Source organism: Mycobacterium hippophais, assembly GCF_027529605.1.
In the GTDB taxonomy this organism is placed as follows: domain Bacteria; phylum Actinomycetota; class Actinomycetes; order Mycobacteriales; family Mycobacteriaceae; genus Mycobacterium; species Mycobacterium arseniciresistens.
Genome location: NZ_JAPZPY010000007.1, coordinates 85,142 through 102,221, shown reverse-complemented (window position 1 = coordinate 102,221; position 17,080 = coordinate 85,142). Strand labels below are relative to the sequence as shown.

General features: G+C 70.8%; 20 protein-coding genes. 14 read left to right on the top strand and 6 right to left on the bottom strand.

The annotated features are described in order from the left end of the window. The first annotated feature begins 1 nt into the window (after window position 1). The 6 genes from O6P37_RS16380 (at window position 2) to mnmA (ending at window position 5,515) form a co-directional block, all read left to right on the top strand. A complete protein-coding gene (locus tag O6P37_RS16380) occupies window positions 2–718 on the top strand; it encodes an SDR family NAD(P)-dependent oxidoreductase (protein WP_269895076.1) in 717 nt (238 codons plus the stop codon). Between the two features lie 11 nt (window positions 719–729). Then, window positions 730–1,389 carry a nitroreductase gene (locus tag O6P37_RS16375; RefSeq protein ID WP_269895075.1) on the top strand — a complete coding sequence of 220 codons (660 nt, stop codon included), beginning with the start codon at window positions 730–732 and terminating at the stop codon, window positions 1,387–1,389. A gap of 93 nt (window positions 1,390–1,482) precedes the next feature. Beyond that, on the top strand, window positions 1,483–2,319 hold the full coding sequence (locus tag O6P37_RS16370) for a GNAT family N-acetyltransferase (protein WP_269895074.1): 837 nt from the start codon (window positions 1,483–1,485) through the stop codon (window positions 2,317–2,319). Continuing rightward, window positions 2,316–3,209, top strand: a complete 894-nt coding sequence (locus O6P37_RS16365) for a lysophospholipid acyltransferase family protein (protein WP_269895073.1) — start codon at window positions 2,316–2,318, stop codon at window positions 3,207–3,209. Before O6P37_RS16370 ends, O6P37_RS16365 begins: the two co-directional genes overlap by 4 nt. 47 nt (window positions 3,210–3,256) lie before the next feature. Continuing rightward, window positions 3,257–4,447 (top strand): cysteine desulfurase family protein, encoded by a 1,191-nt coding sequence (locus O6P37_RS16360; protein ID WP_269895072.1) that lies wholly within the window; start codon window positions 3,257–3,259, stop codon window positions 4,445–4,447. Continuing rightward, on the top strand, window positions 4,448–5,515 hold the full coding sequence (mnmA, locus tag O6P37_RS16355) for a tRNA 2-thiouridine(34) synthase MnmA (protein ID WP_269895071.1): 1,068 nt from the start codon (window positions 4,448–4,450) through the stop codon (window positions 5,513–5,515). It abuts the gene before it with no gap. On the opposite strand, the gene O6P37_RS16350 is transcribed toward mnmA, so the two are convergent. Both O6P37_RS16350 and O6P37_RS16345 read right to left on the bottom strand, forming a co-directional pair. After that, window positions 5,512–5,889: a DUF4267 domain-containing protein gene (locus O6P37_RS16350; RefSeq protein WP_269895070.1), complete on the bottom strand. Its 378-nt coding sequence runs from the start codon at window positions 5,887–5,889 to the stop codon at window positions 5,512–5,514. The two genes, mnmA and O6P37_RS16350, sit on opposite strands and share 4 nt — an antisense overlap. A gap of 52 nt (window positions 5,890–5,941) precedes the next feature. Further along, window positions 5,942–6,418, bottom strand: coding sequence for a DUF1772 domain-containing protein (locus O6P37_RS16345; RefSeq protein WP_269895069.1), 477 nt, complete (start codon window positions 6,416–6,418; stop codon window positions 5,942–5,944). A gap of 101 nt (window positions 6,419–6,519) precedes the next feature. Here O6P37_RS16345 and O6P37_RS16340 point away from each other — a divergent pair, with 101 nt between their 5' ends. Further along, the gene (locus tag O6P37_RS16340; RefSeq protein ID WP_269895068.1) at window positions 6,520–7,098 is read left to right on the top strand and encodes a TetR/AcrR family transcriptional regulator; all 579 of its coding nucleotides are present in this window, start codon (window positions 6,520–6,522) and stop codon (window positions 7,096–7,098) included. Between the two features lie 13 nt (window positions 7,099–7,111). Here O6P37_RS16340 and O6P37_RS16335 read toward each other — a convergent pair whose 3' ends face one another. Then, the gene (locus O6P37_RS16335; RefSeq protein ID WP_269895067.1) at window positions 7,112–7,765 is read right to left on the bottom strand and encodes a sensor domain-containing protein; all 654 of its coding nucleotides are present in this window, start codon (window positions 7,763–7,765) and stop codon (window positions 7,112–7,114) included. Between the two features lie 52 nt (window positions 7,766–7,817). On the opposite strand from O6P37_RS16335, the gene O6P37_RS16330 reads away from it, so the two are divergent. From O6P37_RS16330 to O6P37_RS16320, 3 genes are all read left to right on the top strand, one after another. After that, window positions 7,818–8,828 carry a uroporphyrinogen decarboxylase/cobalamine-independent methonine synthase family protein gene (locus O6P37_RS16330; RefSeq protein ID WP_269895066.1) on the top strand — a complete coding sequence of 337 codons (1,011 nt, stop codon included), beginning with the start codon at window positions 7,818–7,820 and terminating at the stop codon, window positions 8,826–8,828. Window positions 8,829–8,904: 76 nt separating this feature from the next. Further along, window positions 8,905–9,399: an SRPBCC family protein gene (locus O6P37_RS16325; RefSeq protein WP_269895065.1), complete on the top strand. Its 495-nt coding sequence runs from the start codon at window positions 8,905–8,907 to the stop codon at window positions 9,397–9,399. Beyond that, complete coding sequence (locus O6P37_RS16320) at window positions 9,396–9,722, top strand: ArsR/SmtB family transcription factor (RefSeq protein WP_264011964.1); 327 nt, start codon at window positions 9,396–9,398, stop codon at window positions 9,720–9,722. Before O6P37_RS16325 ends, O6P37_RS16320 begins: the two co-directional genes overlap by 4 nt. Here the strand turns inward: O6P37_RS16320 and O6P37_RS16315 are convergent. Further along, on the bottom strand, window positions 9,719–11,323 hold the full coding sequence (locus O6P37_RS16315; RefSeq protein ID WP_269895064.1) for a 4-coumarate--CoA ligase family protein: 1,605 nt from the start codon (window positions 11,321–11,323) through the stop codon (window positions 9,719–9,721). The two genes, O6P37_RS16320 and O6P37_RS16315, sit on opposite strands and share 4 nt — an antisense overlap. A gap of 38 nt (window positions 11,324–11,361) precedes the next feature. Beyond that, window positions 11,362–11,757, bottom strand: coding sequence for an MmcQ/YjbR family DNA-binding protein (locus tag O6P37_RS16310; protein ID WP_269895063.1), 396 nt, complete (start codon window positions 11,755–11,757; stop codon window positions 11,362–11,364). Window positions 11,758–11,841: 84 nt separating this feature from the next. Here O6P37_RS16310 and ligA point away from each other — a divergent pair, with 84 nt between their 5' ends. The 4 genes from ligA (at window position 11,842) to O6P37_RS16290 (ending at window position 16,343) form a co-directional block, all read left to right on the top strand. Then, complete coding sequence (ligA, locus tag O6P37_RS16305) at window positions 11,842–13,914, top strand: NAD-dependent DNA ligase LigA (protein WP_408633191.1); 2,073 nt, start codon at window positions 11,842–11,844, stop codon at window positions 13,912–13,914. A gap of 81 nt (window positions 13,915–13,995) precedes the next feature. Next, on the top strand, window positions 13,996–14,994 hold the full coding sequence (locus tag O6P37_RS16300; RefSeq protein WP_269895061.1) for an AAA family ATPase: 999 nt from the start codon (window positions 13,996–13,998) through the stop codon (window positions 14,992–14,994). A 7-nt stretch (window positions 14,995–15,001) separates the two neighbouring features. Next, window positions 15,002–15,877, top strand: coding sequence for a DUF58 domain-containing protein (locus O6P37_RS16295; RefSeq protein WP_269895060.1), 876 nt, complete (start codon window positions 15,002–15,004; stop codon window positions 15,875–15,877). Beyond that, a complete protein-coding gene (locus O6P37_RS16290) occupies window positions 15,867–16,343 on the top strand; it encodes a hypothetical protein (protein WP_269895059.1) in 477 nt (158 codons plus the stop codon). The genes O6P37_RS16295 and O6P37_RS16290 overlap by 11 nt, the downstream gene beginning before the upstream one ends. Window positions 16,344–16,350: 7 nt before the next feature. On the opposite strand, the gene O6P37_RS16285 is transcribed toward O6P37_RS16290, so the two are convergent. Continuing rightward, a complete protein-coding gene (locus tag O6P37_RS16285; RefSeq protein WP_264011957.1) occupies window positions 16,351–17,010 on the bottom strand; it encodes an ACT domain-containing protein in 660 nt (219 codons plus the stop codon). Window positions 17,011–17,080: the final 70 nt, after the last annotated feature.

Here is a 17,080-nt window from a genome sequence, read left to right as displayed (position 1 = left end):
CATGGAACTCACCGGTCAGTCCGCGCTGGTCACCGGCGGCACCGCGGGCATCGGCCTGGAAGTCGCCAGACTGCTCGCCCGTGAGGGTGCGGCGGTGACCGTCACCGGTCGCAACGCCGTCCGCGGCGAGCAGGCGGCTGCCACACTCGGCGTGCGGTTCATCGAGGCCGACGTCGCCGACCTCGCGTCGGTCGAATCGCTGGTCCGCCGTTGCGGCGACGTGGACATCCTGATCAACAACGCGGCCAGTTTCCCCGGCGCGCTGACCGTCGACCAGGACGTGGCCTCGTTCGAGACGACGTTCGACACCAATGTGCGTGGCGCGTACTTCCTGGTCGCCGCGCTGGTGCCGGGCATGATCGCCCGCGGCGGCGGCAGCATCGTCAACGTCACCTCCATGGTGGCGTTCAAGGGCGTGCCGGGAGCGTCCACCTACAGCGCCTCGAAAGCTGCGCAGGAGTCACTGACCCGCACCTGGGCCGCCGAGTTCGGGCCCATGGGCGTCCGGGTGAACAGCGTCGCACCGGGCCCGACCGCCACCGAGGGTGTCTACGCCGAATGGGGCGACACCAACGACGAACTCGGCCGGACGCTGCCGCTGGGACGGACCGCCCGCCCGGCGGAGATCGCCGAGGCGGTGCTGTTCCTCGCTTCGCCGAGAGCGAGCTTCATCACGGGATCGACGCTGCACGCCGACGGCGGGGGCGCTGCGGCCTGAAGGGAGATGTGATGACCGACCTCGACGAGGTGGTGCGGGCGCGTCGCTCCAACCGGATGTTCCTGCCGGACAGAGCCGTTCCGCGCGAACTGCTCGACGAAGCGCTCGAGCTGGCGATGCGCGCGCCGTCCAACTCGAACACCCAGCCGTGGCAGCTGTACCTCGCCACCGGGGAGCGCCGGGCGCGGCTGGCCGAGGCTCTGCTGGCTGCCGTCGACGCGACGCCGCCCGCGCTGGCGGCAGCCGGCCTGCCGCCGAAGTTCGCGTATCGGCGGATGCAGAGTGGCGCCCTGGTGTACGGCGCGATGGGCATCGAGCGGGACGACCGGGAAGGCCGGTGGAAAGCCCAGCGGCGCAACTGGGAATTCTTCGGCGCACCGGTGGCCGGGGTGGTGTGCATGCACCGCGACTTCGGCCCGGTGGACGCGCTCGGGGTGGGGATGTTCCTGCAGACGCTGCTGCTGGCGCTCACCGAGCGCGGTCTCGGCAGTTGTGTGCAGGTGTCGATCGCGCTGTATCCCGACGTGCTCCGCGAACAACTGGACATCCCCGACGACCTGACGGTGCTGTGCGGCCTGTCAATCGGATATGCCGATCCGGCGTTCCCCGCCAATCACCTCGTCATGCCACGGAACCCGGTGGGCGAGAACGTGGTGATCCTCGACTCCTGAGAGCGCCGACGACCACATTTCGTCATCCAGCGCTCATGGACACGTCATGCACACGACGCCGTCCCGAGACCCGGCTAGGCGAGCGTGCTGACCATGAGCACTGCTGCTGTACTCATCGCCGCTGAACAGACCACCTCTGCGCACACCCCTCGGTACTCGCTGCTGCTGTCCACCGACTCCGACCTGATCGAGGCCGCCCAGCGGCTGCGCCACGACGTGTTCACCTCCGAGCCGGGTTTCGCCCTGGCCGGCGCGACCGACGGCCGCGACGCCGACCGCTTCGACGAGTACTGCGATCACCTGCTGGTCCGCGAGGAGGGGTCCGGTGAGCTGGTCGGCTGCTACCGGATGCTGCCACCTCCGGGCGCCATCGCCGCCGGCGGCCTCTACACCGCAACGGAATTCGACGTCACCGCGCTCGACTCGCTGCGGCCGTCACTGGTGGAGATGGGGCGTGCGGTGGTGCGCGAGGACCACCGCAACGGCGGAGTGGTGCTGCTGATGTGGGCGGGCATCCTGGCCTACCTGGACCGCTGCGGCTACGACTACGTCACAGGCTGCGTCTCCGTGCCCACGCATACGGACGGCGCCGACGATGCGCCGGGCAGCCAGATCCGCGGGGTCCGCGACTTCGTCCGGCGCAGGCACGCCGCCCCCGAGCAGTTCACCGTGCACCCGTACCGCCCGGTGGTGCTCGACGGGCGTGGACTCGACGACATCGAACCGCCGGCCCGCGTCGCCGTTCCCGGACTGATGCGCGGCTACCTGCGTCTCGGCGCCCGGATCTGCGGCGATCCCGCCCACGATCCGGACTTCGGCGTCGGCGACTTCCCCGCGCTGCTGGACAAGCGTCAGGCCGACACCCGCTACCTGAAACGCCTCCGGTCGGTCTCGGCGGCGTCGACGATGGCCGAAGGGGTGACCCGATGACCGGCCTGGCGCCCGGTTCGGGATCCGCCGCAGTGCCGGCTCCCGTAGTTGCCGACCACCCCTGGCTGCCCCGGGCCTCCTGCGACTCCAGCTGTGTCAGCGCCGGCGTCGGCCGGCCGAGCCGGCCGGTCCTGGTGCGGCTGCGCACGGTGCTCCGGCTGACCATGGCCCTGCTGCTGGCGCCGGCGCTGCCGCTGCTCGCGGTGCCGCTGCCCGGACGCGCGCACGTCCAGCGCGCCTACTGCAGGCTGATGCTGCGCTGCCTCGGCGTGCGCATCACCGTGTCCGGCGGCCCGATCCGCAATCTGCGGGGCGTGCTCGTGGTGAGCGGGCACGTGTCGTGGCTGGACATCTTCGCGATCGGCGCCGTGCTGCCGGGGTCGTTCGTCGCGCGGGCGGACCTGATCGAGTGGCCCGCCATCGGCCGCCTGGCGCGGATGGTGAAGGTCATCCCGATCGACCGGGCCAGCCTGCGCCGCCTGCCCGCTGTCGTGTCGGCGGTCGCCGACCGGTTGCGGGCCGGCCACACCGTCGTGGCGTTCCCCGAGGGCACCACCTGGTGCGGGCTGGGGTACGGCCGGTTCCGCCCCGCGATGTTCCAGGCCGCGGTCGACGCCGGCCGGCCGGTGCAGCCGCTGCGGCTGAACTACCACCACCGTGACGGCAGGCCGTCGACGGTGCCCGCCTTCGTCGGTGACGACACGCTGGTGGCGTCCCTGCGCCGGGTCACCGGCGCCCGCCTGACGGTCTGTCACATCGAGGTCGCATCGCTGCAGCTGCCCGGCGCCGACCGGCGCGACCTCGCCGCACGCTGCGAGGCACTGGTCCGCGGCCAGGACCGGCAGGCGCTGTCCACCACACCGGCGTCGGCGCACGCCCTGGCGGCCTGACCAGGCGAAGCGAGCGGCCCAGGGGTGGCCGGTATCCTTGAACGGTTATGTCCGAGCCGGTCTATCTCGACCACGCCGCCACCACCCCGATGCATCCCGCCGCCATCGAGGCGATGACCGCTGTACTGGCGACAGTCGGTAACGCGTCGTCGCTGCACGGCACCGGCCGGCTGGCCCGCAGGCGGATGGAGGAGGCGCGAGAGGCGCTGGCCCACCTGCTGGGCGCCCGCCCGTCCGAGGTGATCTTCACCGCTGGCGGCACCGAGAGCGACAACCTCGGCGTCAAGGGCATCTACTGGGCCCGCCGCGACGCCGATCCGCGGCGCCGCCGCATCATCACCACCCCGGTCGAGCACCACGCCGTGCTCGACGCGGTGGAGTGGCTCGCCGAGCACGAAGGCGCCGAGGTGACCTGGTTGCCGGTAGAGCCGGACGGTTCGGTGACGCCCGCCGCGCTGCGGACGGCGCTGCAGGACGGCGGCGACGTCGCGCTGGTTTCGGTGATGTGGGCCAACAACGAGGTCGGCACCATCCTGCCGGTGCCCGAACTGGCCGCGGTGGCCGCCGAATTCGACGTCCCGATGCACAGCGACGCGATCCAGGCCGTCGGGCAGATCCCGGTCGACTTCGCCGCCAGCGGCCTGTCGGCGATGAGTGTGGCGGCCCACAAGTTCGGCGGCCCCACCGGTGTCGGCGCACTGCTGCTGCGCCGCGACACCGCCTGCGTCCCGCTGCTGCACGGCGGTGGCCAGGAGCGCGACGTGCGTTCGGGCACACCGGATGTCGCGGGTGCGGTGGCGATGGCGGCCGCGGCCCGGATCGCGATCGAGGGGATGGCCGTCACCAGTATGCGCGTGCAGCAGCTGCGCGACCGGCTGATCGACGGCGTGCTCTCCGGCATCGACGACGTCTACCTCAACGGCGCCCGCGACGGCGGCCGGCTGCCCGGCAACACGCACTTCACCTTCCGTGGATGTGAAGGCGACTCGCTGCTGATGTTGTTGGACGCCAAGGAAATCGAGTGCTCGACCGGCTCGGCCTGCACCGCCGGGGTGGCCCAGCCCTCGCATGTGCTTGTCGCGATGGGTGTCGACCCGGTGAATGCCCGCGGATCGCTGCGGCTCTCGCTGGGACACACCAGCACCGACGCCGATGTCGACGCCGCGCTTGCGGTCCTGCCCGCGGCGGTGGAACGCGCGCGCCAGGCGGCGCTGGCCAGTTCAGGGGTGCTGGAGTAGATGCGAGTCCTGGTCGCGATGAGCGGCGGTGTCGACTCCTCGGTCGCCGCCGCCCGGATGGTCGACGCCGGCCACGACGTCGTGGGTGTGCACCTGGCGCTGTCGGCCGCGCCCGGCACGCTGCGCACCGGATCGCGCGGATGCTGCTCGAAAGAGGATGCCGGCGATGCCCGGCGGGTCGCCGACGTCCTCGACATCCCCTTCTACGTCTGGGATTTCGCGGACCGCTTCAAAGAGGACGTGATCGACGACTTCGTGGCGTCCTACGCCCGCGGCGAGACACCGAACCCGTGCGTGCGGTGCAACGAGAAGATCAAGTTCTCCGCGCTGGCGGCCCGCGCCCTTGCGCTGGGCTTCGATGCCGTCGCGACCGGGCACTATGCGCGGCTGTCGGAGGGCAGGCTGCGGCGCGCCGTCGACCACGAGAAGGATCAGTCCTACGTCCTCGGTGTGCTCACTGCCGGTCAATTGCGCCACGCGCTGTTCCCGATCGGTGACACCCCGAAGGGGCAGATCCGCGAGGAGGCCGCCCGCCGCGGCCTGGCCGTCGCCGACAAGCCCGACAGTCACGACATCTGCTTCATCCCGTCCGGCGACACCCGGGCGTTCCTGGGCGCCCGAATCGGCGTACGGCGCGGAGCGGTCGTCGACTCCGGTGGCGCCGTGCTGGCCGAACACGAAGGTGTGCACGGCTTCACCGTCGGACAGCGCAAGGGCCTCGGCATCGCCGGACCCGGCCCGGACGGGCGGCCGCGCTACGTGACGGAGATCGACGCCGCCAGCGGGACGGTCCGCGTCGGCGACAGGGCCGATCTGGACGTGTGGCGGCTGACCGGCGAGCGGCCGGTGTTCACCAGCGGATCGGCGCCGGACGGCCCGGTGGAGTGCGCGGTGCAGGTGCGGGCGCACGGCGGCGTCGCCGACGGGGTCGCGGCGCTGGTGGACGGACTGCTCACGGTCGAGCTGCGTGCCCCGCTGCGCGGTGTCGCGCCGGGACAGACGATGGTGCTCTACCGCCCCGATCCCGACGGCGACGAGGTGCTCGGCAGCGCCACGCTGCGCGGCTAGGAGATCAGCAGCAGCGCCGACGTCGCCACCATGACGGCGGCGGTGACACCGTGGACTCCCCAGGCGATCGACTTCGGACCGCCATTGGCGAGCACGATGGCCGTGTCGGCGATCGGGATGATCGTGGCGGCCAACAGCACCCAGCCGAGCAGGTGCGTGGCACCCGCGGCGATGAGGATTGCGACGAACAGTCCCGAGGCGATGTCACGAACGCCCTTGACGCTCAGATAGGCGCCGGCGTGACGCTGATCCAGATCTGGTTCCACCCCGTAGCCGGCGGCGGCGGCACGCGGCGCGACGAGGAACCGCGCGCCGATGACGATGATGGCCGCGGCGATGAGTCCGGCGAGCACATAGGCGACGGTGACGGTCATGATGGAGACTCCTGGTGCTGAGAGCGAATGCGGAGAACGACATCGAGGGGTGTCATGTCATCAGCGCGATGCACAGGGCGGCCAATGCCATACCTTGCAGCGCGGCGCGGGCGCCGATGATCCGGTCCCACCGTGCCTGCAGCATTCGCCCGTCCGGTAGCGGCCGCCCGGCATCGGCGGCCGCCGTCAGTCGCCGGTTGATAGGTGCGCTCACCCGGAGGTACAGCACGAGCCAGACCGACAGCAGGATCAGCGCGACGGCCGCCGCGATCGCCTGTGCCCAGTGTGCGGCCACTGCGGCCAGCACCATGGTGGCCGCGGCGCCGAGGATCCCGAGCACTCCAGGCACCGGCATCCGCCGGTCGCCGTAGCGGTGCACGTGTCCGGTCACCGCGACGAGGGCGCCGTCGTCGACCGCGGCCAGGGCAGGCCGAAGCACGATCGCGCAGAACACGTCGGTGCCGTAGACCACCGCGGTGCCGAGCACCGCGATGAGTGCGGCGGCACTGGTGATGAGGTCCAAGGACATATCGGGGACTCCCCGCTCCGGTAGGTGTTAGCAACGCTAACCCTGCTCAACTCGGCGAGTCAATAGCGGCGCTAGAAGATCTAGCGGTGATAGCATGCGGTATGCCGATCGAAGATCGCCGCGAGCGCGAGCGGGCCGCCCGTCGACAGCTGATCGTCTCCACGGCCCGCAGGCTGGCCGAGGCCGAGGGCTGGGACGCCGTCACCACACGTCGCCTGTCCGCCGAGATCGAGTACAGCCAGCCGGTGCTGTACAAGCACTTCAGCGGCATGGAACAGATCGCCGAGGCCGTCGCCCTCGACGGGTTCGGCGAGTTGGTCGAGGTGCTCCGCGCCGCCCGCACCGGCCCCGGCGCGGCCGGTGACGTCCTTTCCCGGATCTCCTACGCCTACGCCGGCTTCGCCCGCGACAACCCGGCCCTCTACGACGTGATGTTCACCCGTGCGACCACCCTGCAATTCGCCGCCCAGGACACCCCGCCGCAGCTGACGGCGGCCTTCACCGAGCTTCAGCAGGCGCTCGCCGTGGTTACCGGTGGGCAGGACGCGGACGCGCTCACCGAGGCGTTCTGGGCCGGGCTGCACGGACTGGTCACCCTGACCCGCGCCGGCCGGCTACGCCCCGGCCACGATGCGGAGCGCCTCGACGTGCTCGTCACGTCGTTCGCGGGAAGCGACTGACAGCCCGGCGGAGCTACTCGCGGATCCTGGCCAGGATGTTGGTCATCACGATGTCGGGCACCGAGTCCGGGAAACTGCAGAACGTCACCTCGACCAGCACCACCGACTTGAGGCGGTAGTCGCGGCCGCACCCGCCGGGCCGGGTCTGTGCCGCATCATCGGACGCCGTCCAGTCGCCGACGATCGACGGCCCGGCGCCGGTGCCGTCGCAGCGGTCGATGTGCGCGACGAGGCCGTCGAAGGCGCGGCGGGCCGTCACCGGATCGCGGTAGCCGGCGGCGCCCTGCGAGATGAGCCCACCCTCGGGCGGATTCTGGAACGTCGTCTTGTGGAACTCCTCGACGTCGGGTCCGAACGTCTGCGTCTCGGCGTAGACCCATCCGCACTGCGGCGGGACCGTCGGCAGCAGCGCCTCGATGTCGACCGGGAACTTGCCGTCCATCGACGGGATGATCGTCAGGTCCTCGCCGGCGCCCGTGATGGCGCGCATCTGCGACTGTTCGAGCAGCACCGTGTCCACGTCGACGGATGAGCGTGAATCGTCGTCGATGCCGGGCACCGGCCGCACCGCCGTCCCGCCGACGGTGTGGGCGCACCCCGCCATGAGCACGGCCGCGCCGCACAGCACGAGCGACCGGGCCAGAGCGCTCTTCGCGCGAGCGCTCATCGCGACCCCTTCCGTCGCCATGAGGTTAACCCCGTCGCATATCGTCAAACGGGTGAGCGTTTTCGCCGGTGCGACCGGTATCGGATCCTGGCCCGGCGCCGACGCGCGTCAGGCCGCCGAGGTGGTGGTGGGGGAGCTGCACACGCTGCCGCACCTCGTCGAGCTGCCGTCGCGCGGGGTCGGCGCCGACATGATCGGCCGGGCGGGGGCGCTGCTGGTCGACATCGGCATCGACATCGTGCCGCGCGGATACCGCATCGCCCATGGCCGCAGCACGGCGCGACGCCGTGCAGTCAGCCTGCTCGCCGAGGACGTCGACGCACTCGAGGAGGCCTGGGAGAAAGCCGGATTGGCCGGCTCCGGTCGCACGGTGAAGGTGCAGGCGCCCGGGCCGATCACCCTGTCGGCGGAACTGGAGCTGCCCGGCGGACATCGCGCGATCACCGACCCGGGTGCGGTACGCGATCTGACCTCCTCACTCGCCGAAGGGGTGGCGGGCCATCGCGCAGAACTGCAGCGGCGCCTCGGCACCCCGGTGGTGGTGCAGTTCGACGAACCCCTGCTGCCCGCCGCGCTGGCGGGCCGCCTCACCGGCGTCACCAGTTTCAGCCCGGTGCACCCGGTCGACGAGCCGGTGGCCACCGCCCTGCTCGACGAGTGCGTGGCCACGGTCGGCGGCGACGTCGCGCTGCACAGCTGTGCCCCCGACCTGCCATGGAAACTGTTCCTGCGCAGCGCTCTTCACGCCATCTCTGTCGACAGAACGACACTCACCGTCGGCGACCTCGACGGTGTCGGTGAATTCGTCGACAGCGGCCGCGCCGTGCTGCTGGGCGTCGTGCCGTCGGCGTCCCCGAGCGCGCCGACAACGGCCGAGGACATCGCGAAGGCCGCGGTGACACTGACCGACCGGCTCGGGTTCGCACGGTCCGTGATCGCCGAGCGGATCGGCATCACCCCCGCATGCGGTCTGGCCGGGTCGACGCCGGAGTGGGCGCGCACGGCCGTGGGACTGGCGCAGAAGGCCGCCGACGTCCTGGCGGTCGACGCCGCAGCTGTCTGACACCTCGAAGGCGCAACCAGATGGTTGCCTTTCCCGGCGATGATTGCTAGCGTGAGAAGCAACCAGGAGGTTGCATATGAATACCGATCGTATCGAGAAGGAAGTACTGCTGCGCGCCCCGCTGGAGCGGGTCTGGCGCGCGATCAGCGACGCCGACGAGTTCGGCCGCTGGTTCGGGGTGCGCTTCGACGGGCCGTTCGTCGAGGGTGCGGCCGTCACCGGCGTCATGACGCCGACGGCCGTGGACGACCGGGTGGCCACCATGCAGGAGCCGTACGCCGGGCAGGCCGACAGCTGGCAGGTGGTCGCGGTCGAACCCAAGCGCCGGTTGGCATTCCGGTGGCATCCCTATGCCGTCGAGCCGGGCGCCGACTACTCCGCCGAACCGACGACCCTGGTGGAGTTCACCCTCACCGAGGCTGACGGCGGTGTGCTGCTGCGTATCGTCGAGTCCGGCTTCGACGCCGTTCCGGCCGCGCGCCGCGCCTCGGCCTTCGAGGCCAACAGCGAGGGCTGGGGACTGCAGGCCGAGCTGATCGGCAAGTACCTGGCGCTGGACGAAAAGGTGTGAGTACCACCGTCGAGGCGACCGCACCGCTGTTCGACGCGCTCGGCGACGCGAACCGGCTGCGGATCGTCATCCGGCTCTGCGACGGCGGCCCGTGCTCGACATCCGAGGTGACGCAGGTGATCCCGGTGACCAGGCAGGCCGCCACCAAGCATCTGCTGCAGCTGGAGGCGGTGGGTCTGGTGAGCAGTCACCGGCAGGGCCGCGAGCGGATCTGGCGCATGCGGCCCGAGCCGCTCGCCGAGGCCAGCGACTACCTGACGGCGCTGTCGAGCCGGTGGGACCGCGCGATCGAGCGGTTGCGCGCCCACGTCGAGGACGACTAGCGGCGCAGGTCCTTCCGCAGGATCTTGCCCGACGCGGATTTCGGTATCGCGTCGATGAACTCGACCATCCGCACCTTCTTGTACGGCGCCACCTGACCGGCGACGAACTCCATCACGTCGTCCTCGGTCAGCTCGGCGTCCGACTGCGCGACGACGAACGCCTTGGGCACCTCTTCGCCCTCGGCGTCGTTGACGCCGATCACCGCCGCGTCCGCGATCGACGGATGGCTCAGCAGCACCGCCTCGAGTTCGGCGGGCGGCACCTGGTAGCCCTTGTACTTGATCAGCTCCTTGAGCCGGTCGACGATGTACACGCAGCCGTTCGAGTCCACCTGCGCCAGGTCGCCGGTGTGCAGGAAGCCGTCGTCGTCGATGGTCTCGGCGGTGGCCTTCTCGTTGTTCAGGTAGCCCGCCATCACGTTGGGCCCACGGAACCACAGCTCGCCGGTGGCGCTCAGACCTTCTGCGGGAGGGCCGATCTCATTCCCGGTCTCGCCGTCGACGATCCTGCTCTCGGAATTGGGCACGGTCCAGCCGCTCGAACTCAGCGGCGCGACCGCGCCCACCAGTTCGGTGCCGCCGTCGAACGGGGTGACGTGGCTGACCGGGCTGAGCTCACTCATGCCGTAGCCCTGCACCACCGCGCAGTCCAGTCGCTCGGCGACCGCGCGGCCGAGGTCGGCGTCCAGCGGTGCGGCGCCGGACATGATCCCGCGCAGGCTCGACAGGTCGTAATCGTCGATCATCGGGTGCTTGGCCAGCGCGACGGCCACCGGCGGCGCGATGAACGCGAACGTGCAGCGGTGTTCGGCGATGTTGCGCAGGAAGTCGCCGAGGTCGAACTTCGGCATGATCACCAGCCGCGCCCTGGCGTGCAGCGCCGCGTCGAGCAGCACCGTCATGCCGTAGATGTGGAAGAACGGCAGCACGGCCAGGATCCGGTCGTCGGCCGTCATGCCCTGCACCGGACGGATCTGCGCGACGTTGGCGGCAAGGTTGCGGTGAGTCAGCATGACGCCCTTGGGGTTTCCCGTGGTGCCGGAGCTGTAGGGCAGTACCGCGAGGTGGGTGGCGGGGTCGAAGCTGACGTCCGGAGCGGGGTGGCCGGGGCCGAGCAGGTCGTCGGCGTTGGGGTGGCCGTCGGCGGCCAGGCCGGGGCCGTCGAGCACCACCAGCCGGTCGGCGGGCAGGCCGACCGCCTCGGCGGCCTCGGCCGCCTGGGGCAGCAGCAGGCCGACGGTGACCAGCAGCCGCGCGCCCGAATCGGTCAGCTGCTTGGCGACGTCCTTGGCGGTGAACAGCGCGTTGACGGTGGTGGCCGTCGCGCCGGCCCGCAGGATGCCGTGGAACGCTATCGCGAAGGCCGAGCTGTTCGGGGCGAGCAGCGCGACCACGTCGCCGACGCCGATGCCGCGATCGGCCAGTGCGCCCGCGAACGCGTCGATGCGGCTGAGCATCTCGCCGTAGCTGATCTCGGTGCCGGGTGCGGCGTCGACGAGCGCGACCCGCTGCGCATCGGCCTCGGACAGGTCGGCGAACAGGTAGTCGTACAGGCTCGTGGTGGGGATGTGGACGTCGGGGTAAGGGCTCGCGAAACTCATGGTGCCTGCCATCGAACCACGCCCGGCGGCGCGGCCGGTCAGAGTCCGTCGAGGAGCTTGAGCTGCTTCCTGCCCGCCACCAATCGGTACGACGCGTCGACGAGTTCGCGCACCTCGTCCCAGTCGACGTCGGCCCTGCTGAAATCCAGTCCGAGCCAGCCCGACGGGCCCATGTAGGCCGGGAAGAAGAACCGGTCGTCCTGCAGCAGCGCCTCGTGGTCGGATTCGTCGACCTTGACCATCACGCAGTGCGCAACGGTCTCCATCGAGCCGCTCTCCTTGGTGCTGCCGCCGTACATCGCGAACATCTTCGACACGAAGAAGCCGGGACGGCCGTGAGACACCTTCTCGTAGGCCTCCGGGTAACCCAGCGCGATCTCACGCACTTCCGCCAGTCCGGGATCGCCCTCGCGGAACATGATCGGGTGCGGCATGCCCGTCAGGCTAAGCGCTCCGGAGCCTCTGTCACAGCGCTTCGATAACCTGCGTAGGTGAGCTCGAAAGACGCCGAGTCGGCGCTGGCCGAACAGGCCGAGGAGGCGCCGGACGCCGACGTGCGACGGGCGTGGCAGGAACTCGCCGACGAGGTGCGCGCGCATCAGTTCCGCTACTACGTCAAAGACGCGCCGATCATCACCGACGCGGAGTTCGACACGCTGCTGCGCCGGCTGCAGGCACTCGAGGACACCCATCCCGAACTGAGAACCCCCGACTCGCCGACGCAGCTGGTCGGCGGGGCCGGCTTCGCCACCGACTTCACCTCGGCCGAGCACCTCGAGCGCATGCTGAGCCTGGACAACGTGTTCACCCCTGACGAGCTCGGGGCCTGGGCGGCGCGCCTCAAGGGCGAGATCGGCGAGGACGCGCACTTCCTGTGCGAGCTCAAGATCGACGGTGTGGCACTGGCCCTGGTCTACCGCGACGGCAAGCTCGAACGCGCCGCCACCCGCGGCGACGGCCGCACCGGCGAGGACGTCACACTCAATGCCCGCACCATCGACGACGTGCCCGAGCGGCTCACCGCCACCGAGGAATTCCCGCTGCCCACGGTGCTCGAGGTGCGCGGCGAGGTGTTCTTCCGGCTGGCCGACTTCGAGGACCTCAACGCCGGCCTGGTAGCCGAGGGCAAGCCGCCGTTCGCCAACCCCCGCAACAGCGCGGCGGGCTCACTGCGGCAGAAGAATCCGGCCGTGACGGCGCGGCGCCGGCTGCGGATGATCTGCCACGGCCTCGGTCGGGTCGAGGGCTTCACACCCACGACGCTGCACGACGCCTACCGGGCGCTGCAGGCGTGGGGGCTGCCAGTGTCCGACCACACCACCCGGGTGCAGGGTGTCGACGCGGTGACCGAGCGTGTCGCGTACTGGGGCGAGCACCGCCACGACGTCGAGCACGAGATCGACGGCCTGGTGGTCAAGGTCGACGAGGTGTCGCTGCAGCGCCGGCTCGGGGCGACGTCACGGGCGCCGCGCTGGGCGATCGCCTACAAGTACCCGCCCGAGGAGGCGCAGACCAAGCTGCTCGACATCCGCGTCAACGTCGGCCGCACCGGCCGCGTCACGCCGTTCGCCTACATGGAGCCGGTGAAGGTGGCGGGTTCCACGGTCGGGCTCGCCACGCTGCACAACGCGTCGGAGGTGAAGCGAAAGGGAGTGCTGATCGGCGACACCGTCGTCATCCGCAAGGCCGGTGACGTCATCCCCGAGGTGCTCGGCCCGGTGGTCGACCTGCGCGACGGCTCGGAGCGCGAGTTCGTGATGCCCACGCACTGCCCGGAATGCGGCACCGAACTGGCGCCGGCCAAGGAAGGCGACGCCGACATCCGCTGCCCGAACGCGCGGACCTGCCCGGCACAGCTGCGTGAGCGGGTGTTCCACGTCGCGGGCCGCGGCGCGTTCGACATCGAGGGCCTCGGGTACGAGGCGGGCATCGCGCTGCTGCAATCAGAGGTCATCACCGACGAGGGTGACCTCTTCACGCTCACCGCCGACGACCTGCTGCGCACCGAGCTGTTCACCACCAAGGCCGGCGAGGTGTCGGCCAACGGCCGCCGGCTGCTGGCCAATTTGGACAGAGCCAAGAGTCAACCGCTGTGGCGGGTGCTGGTCGCGCTGTCGATCCGGCACGTCGGCCCCACCGCCGCCCGGGCGCTGGCCACCGAGTTCGGCAGCCTGGACGCCGTCATCGAGGCCTCGGAGGAGGAGCTGGCCGCCACCGAGGGGGTCGGGCCGACCATCGCCGCCGCGGTCAAGGAGTGGTTCACCGTCGACTGGCACTGCGCCATCGTCGAGAAGTGGCGCGATGCCGGGGTCCGGATGGCCGACGAGCGCGACGCCCGCATCGCCCGCACGCTGGAGGGGTTGTCGATCGTCGTCACCGGATCGCTCACCCGGTACTCCCGCGACGAGGCCAAGGAGGCGATCATCGCCCGCGGCGGGAAGGCCGCCGGTTCGGTGTCGAAGAAGACGGCCTACGTCGTCGCCGGCGACGCGCCCGGTTCGAAATTCGACAAGGCCGTCGAACTCGGGGTGCCGGTGCTCGACGAGGACGGCTTCAGCCGGCTGCTCGAGGGCGGCCCCGACGCCGTCTGAGCAGGGCCGCCGCACCGATCGCCGTTTGCTGCCGCTGCGTGGCGATGTTTGGGGAACCGGCGGACGGCTACTCTGACCCCGATGACCACGAGCAGCCCGTCCGACGTCGAGCAGCTGGACCGGACCCGCCGCGTGGTGGCCGGCATCGCCGAGGCGTTCTCGGCCAAGGTCGTCGGCCAGGAGAATCTCCGCGAGACCCTGCTGATCGGCCTGCTCACCGGCGGCCACATCCTGCTCGAAGGCGTTCCCGGACTGGCCAAGACCACCGCGGCCCGCGTCGTCGCCGAGTCCATCTCCGGAGGATTCCAGCGGATCCAGTGCACACCGGACCTGCTGCCCAGCGACATCATCGGCACCCAGATCTACGACTCGGCCACCAGTTCCTTTGTGACACAGCTGGGTCCGGTGCACACCAACATCGTGGTGCTCGACGAGATCAACCGGTCGAGCGCCAAGACGCAGAGCGCGATGCTCGAGGCGATGGAGGAGCGGCAAACCACCATCGCCGGACAGCTCTACCCGATTCCGGAGCCGTTCCTGGTGATCGCCACCCAGAACCCCGTCGACCAGGAGGGCACCTACCCGCTCTCGGAGGCCCAGACCGACCGGTTCATGCTGAAAGAGGTGCTGCGCTACCCGACGCCCCAGGAGGAGGCGGAGGTGATGTTCCGGATCGACGCCGGGGTCTACGACCGCGCGCACACCACCCCGCCGGTCATCACACTCGACGAGATGCGGATGATCCAGCAGGTCGCCGCCCGGGTGCATCTCGACCCGAAGCTCGTCCACTACGTGAGCCGGCTGGTGTACGCCACCCGCAACCCCGACGAGTTCCTCACCCCGCAGCTCGCCCGGCTCGTCGAGTACGGCGCGAGTCCCCGCGCGACGATCGCGTTCTGCCGGTCGGCGCGGGCACTGGCGTTGCTGGCCGGCCGTAACCATGTACTGCCCGACGACATCCGCGACCTCGCGCATCGCGTGCTGCGCCACCGGCTCGTCCTCGGCTTCGAGGCCGTCAGCGCCGGTGTCACCACCGAGACCGTCGTCGACGCCGTGATGCAGTCCGTCCGGGTGCCCTGAGTCCGTCATGGGCAGGCACCTCAATCGGGCCAAACAATACTTCGGCTCCGACACCCGGGGAATGCTCGAGGGCGGTCACTACGCCCTGTTGCACACGCGGACAATGGAATTCGACGACCTGCGACCGTACGTCCCCGGTGACGAGATCCGCGACATCGACTGGCGGGCGACCGCGAGGGCGGGCTCGGTGCTGGTCAAGCGATTCGTCACCGAGAAGCACCACAAGATCCTGCTGGTGGCCGACGCGGGCCGCAACATGTCGGCGCTCGCCCCCGGCGGTGAGCTCAAACGCGACGTCGCGGCGGTGGCGATGGGTGCGATCGGCCTGATCGCGTTGCGCCGCTCCGACGAGGTGGGCCTGGTCTACGGCGACGCCCGCGGCTCGCAGCACATGCGCAGCGGCCGCGGCGAACCGCACATCGAGGGCCTGATCGAGCAGTTCTACCTGCACAGCCGCGGCGACGTCGGCATCAGCGACATCACCTGCCAACTGGAGTACGTCGCCCGCCACCTCCGGCGACCGGTGCTGCTCGTGGTGATCTCCGACGAGCCGGAGGTCAGCCCCCGCCTCGACGAGTTGGTTCGCCGACTCGCTGGCCGCCATGACGTGCTGTGGCTGATGATCTCGGACATGCCCGCTGTGGGTGGCCCCGCCGACGGCGGGCACGAGGGCGTCGACGTGGCGACCGGACGGGTGGTACTCGACGGCCACAGCCTGGGCCCGCGGGTGCTTGCCGCCTACCGCAAGGCCGAGCGCCGCCGCCTCGGCGCACTGGTCGAGACGATGACCACGCGCGGTGTGCCGTTCGCCCGGATCACGGGCAGCGCCGACGTGCGCGCGAAGCTCACCGCGGTGACCGAGGCGTACCGCCGTGCCGGGTGAGGACCTGCTGCGGTTCGTCGGCGGCCCACTGCCGTACTCGACGGGCTGGCTGCTGCTGGCGGCCGTCCTCGCCGTCACCGTGCTGCTCTGGTGGACGGCTGTGGTGCTGTGGACGCTCCCGCCGGACCGGCTGCGGCGCATCCCGGTCGTGCGGGATCTGCATCGGCGCCTGACCCAACGCCGGTTCGTGCGGTCGGCCCGCGCGATCACCGATCGGCACCGCCGTGGCGAGCTGTCGGCGGCTGAGGCCGGCGCCGAACTCGCCCGGGTGGTGCGGAGTTTCCTGTTCGTGCGGACCGGCATCGCGGCGCAGTTCGTGCACACCGGTGATATCGCGCGTGGTGAACTCGCCCATGCGGCACCGCTTCTCGAGCGGATCGACGACGTCCGGTTCAACGCCGACTCGGGGGTGGATGTGGCGGAGCTGGGCGCCGACACCGAACAGTTGATGACGAGCTGGGACTGACGCCCGCTCAGCGCAGGATGGTCGCCACGATGCCGGCCAGATAACCCAGCCGGGCCACCTCCGACGGCCGGAACAGCGGCCCGCCGGGGCGGCCGAGCACGACCGCGCAGTGCGGTTCGCTCAGCGGCGCCGCGGCCAGCGTGGTGTCCATGTCGCGCCACACCTGCGGCACCCAGTCGGCCGCGCCGTCCAGCGCGGCGGCGCGCTCGAGCGGCAGCCACGGCGCGGACCCCGCCTGCGTCTCCGGGGCCGAGGCGCTGCCGACGATCCGCTCGATCCCGGCGGCGGTCGAGCGCACCACGGTGCACCACCCGACGCGCAGCACCTTGGGTGCCTCGTCGGCCAGTACCTGCAGCTTGCCGTCGCGGCTCGGTGCGGCGGCGATGTGGTCGATCAGCTCCAGTTCGCGATGCGCCTCCAGCAGGCCGGTGTGCGGGCGGATGCTGTCGACGTAGACGCCGTTGAGGTTCTCCGCGGCCGTGATCAACATGTCCGGCATCGCCCCTGCGGGCAGGTCGACCACCAGGTCGTCGATCGCGTATCCGGAGGCGCGCTCGACGACGTCGAGGGACAGGATGTCGGCGCCCACCGAGCCCAGTGCGACCGCCAGCGAGCCGAGACTGCCCGGCCGGTCGGCCAACTGGACCCGCAGGAGATACGAAGGCACGGCTGACACTGTGACACAGCGGGCGCGGTCCCGCCTGCCGCGTGCCTGCCCCCCGGACCGGCCCGACCCG

Bases quoted from the DNA above. Each gene is read 5' to 3' on its own strand.
- O6P37_RS16380 (WP_269895076.1), top strand. From the start codon at position 2: ATGGAACTCACCGGTCAGTCCGCGCTGGTCACCGGCGGCACCGCGGGC.
- O6P37_RS16375 (WP_269895075.1), top strand. From the start codon at position 730: ATGACCGACCTCGACGAGGTGGTGCGGGCGCGTCGCTCCAACCGGATG.
- O6P37_RS16370 (WP_269895074.1), top strand. From the start codon at position 1,483: ATGAGCACTGCTGCTGTACTCATCGCCGCTGAACAGACCACCTCTGCG.
- O6P37_RS16365 (WP_269895073.1), top strand. From the start codon at position 2,316: ATGACCGGCCTGGCGCCCGGTTCGGGATCCGCCGCAGTGCCGGCTCCC.
- O6P37_RS16360 (WP_269895072.1), top strand. From the start codon at position 3,257: ATGTCCGAGCCGGTCTATCTCGACCACGCCGCCACCACCCCGATGCAT.
- mnmA (WP_269895071.1), top strand. From the start codon at position 4,448: ATGCGAGTCCTGGTCGCGATGAGCGGCGGTGTCGACTCCTCGGTCGCC.
- O6P37_RS16350 (WP_269895070.1), bottom strand. From the start codon at position 5,889: ATGACCGTCACCGTCGCCTATGTGCTCGCCGGACTCATCGCCGCGGCC.
- O6P37_RS16345 (WP_269895069.1), bottom strand. From the start codon at position 6,418: ATGTCCTTGGACCTCATCACCAGTGCCGCCGCACTCATCGCGGTGCTC.
- O6P37_RS16340 (WP_269895068.1), top strand. From the start codon at position 6,520: ATGCCGATCGAAGATCGCCGCGAGCGCGAGCGGGCCGCCCGTCGACAG.
- O6P37_RS16335 (WP_269895067.1), bottom strand. From the start codon at position 7,765: ATGAGCGCTCGCGCGAAGAGCGCTCTGGCCCGGTCGCTCGTGCTGTGC.
- O6P37_RS16325 (WP_269895065.1), top strand. From the start codon at position 8,905: ATGAATACCGATCGTATCGAGAAGGAAGTACTGCTGCGCGCCCCGCTG.
- O6P37_RS16315 (WP_269895064.1), bottom strand. From the start codon at position 11,323: ATGAGTTTCGCGAGCCCTTACCCCGACGTCCACATCCCCACCACGAGC.
- O6P37_RS16310 (WP_269895063.1), bottom strand. From the start codon at position 11,757: ATGCCGCACCCGATCATGTTCCGCGAGGGCGATCCCGGACTGGCGGAA.
- O6P37_RS16300 (WP_269895061.1), top strand. From the start codon at position 13,996: ATGACCACGAGCAGCCCGTCCGACGTCGAGCAGCTGGACCGGACCCGC.
- O6P37_RS16295 (WP_269895060.1), top strand. From the start codon at position 15,002: ATGGGCAGGCACCTCAATCGGGCCAAACAATACTTCGGCTCCGACACC.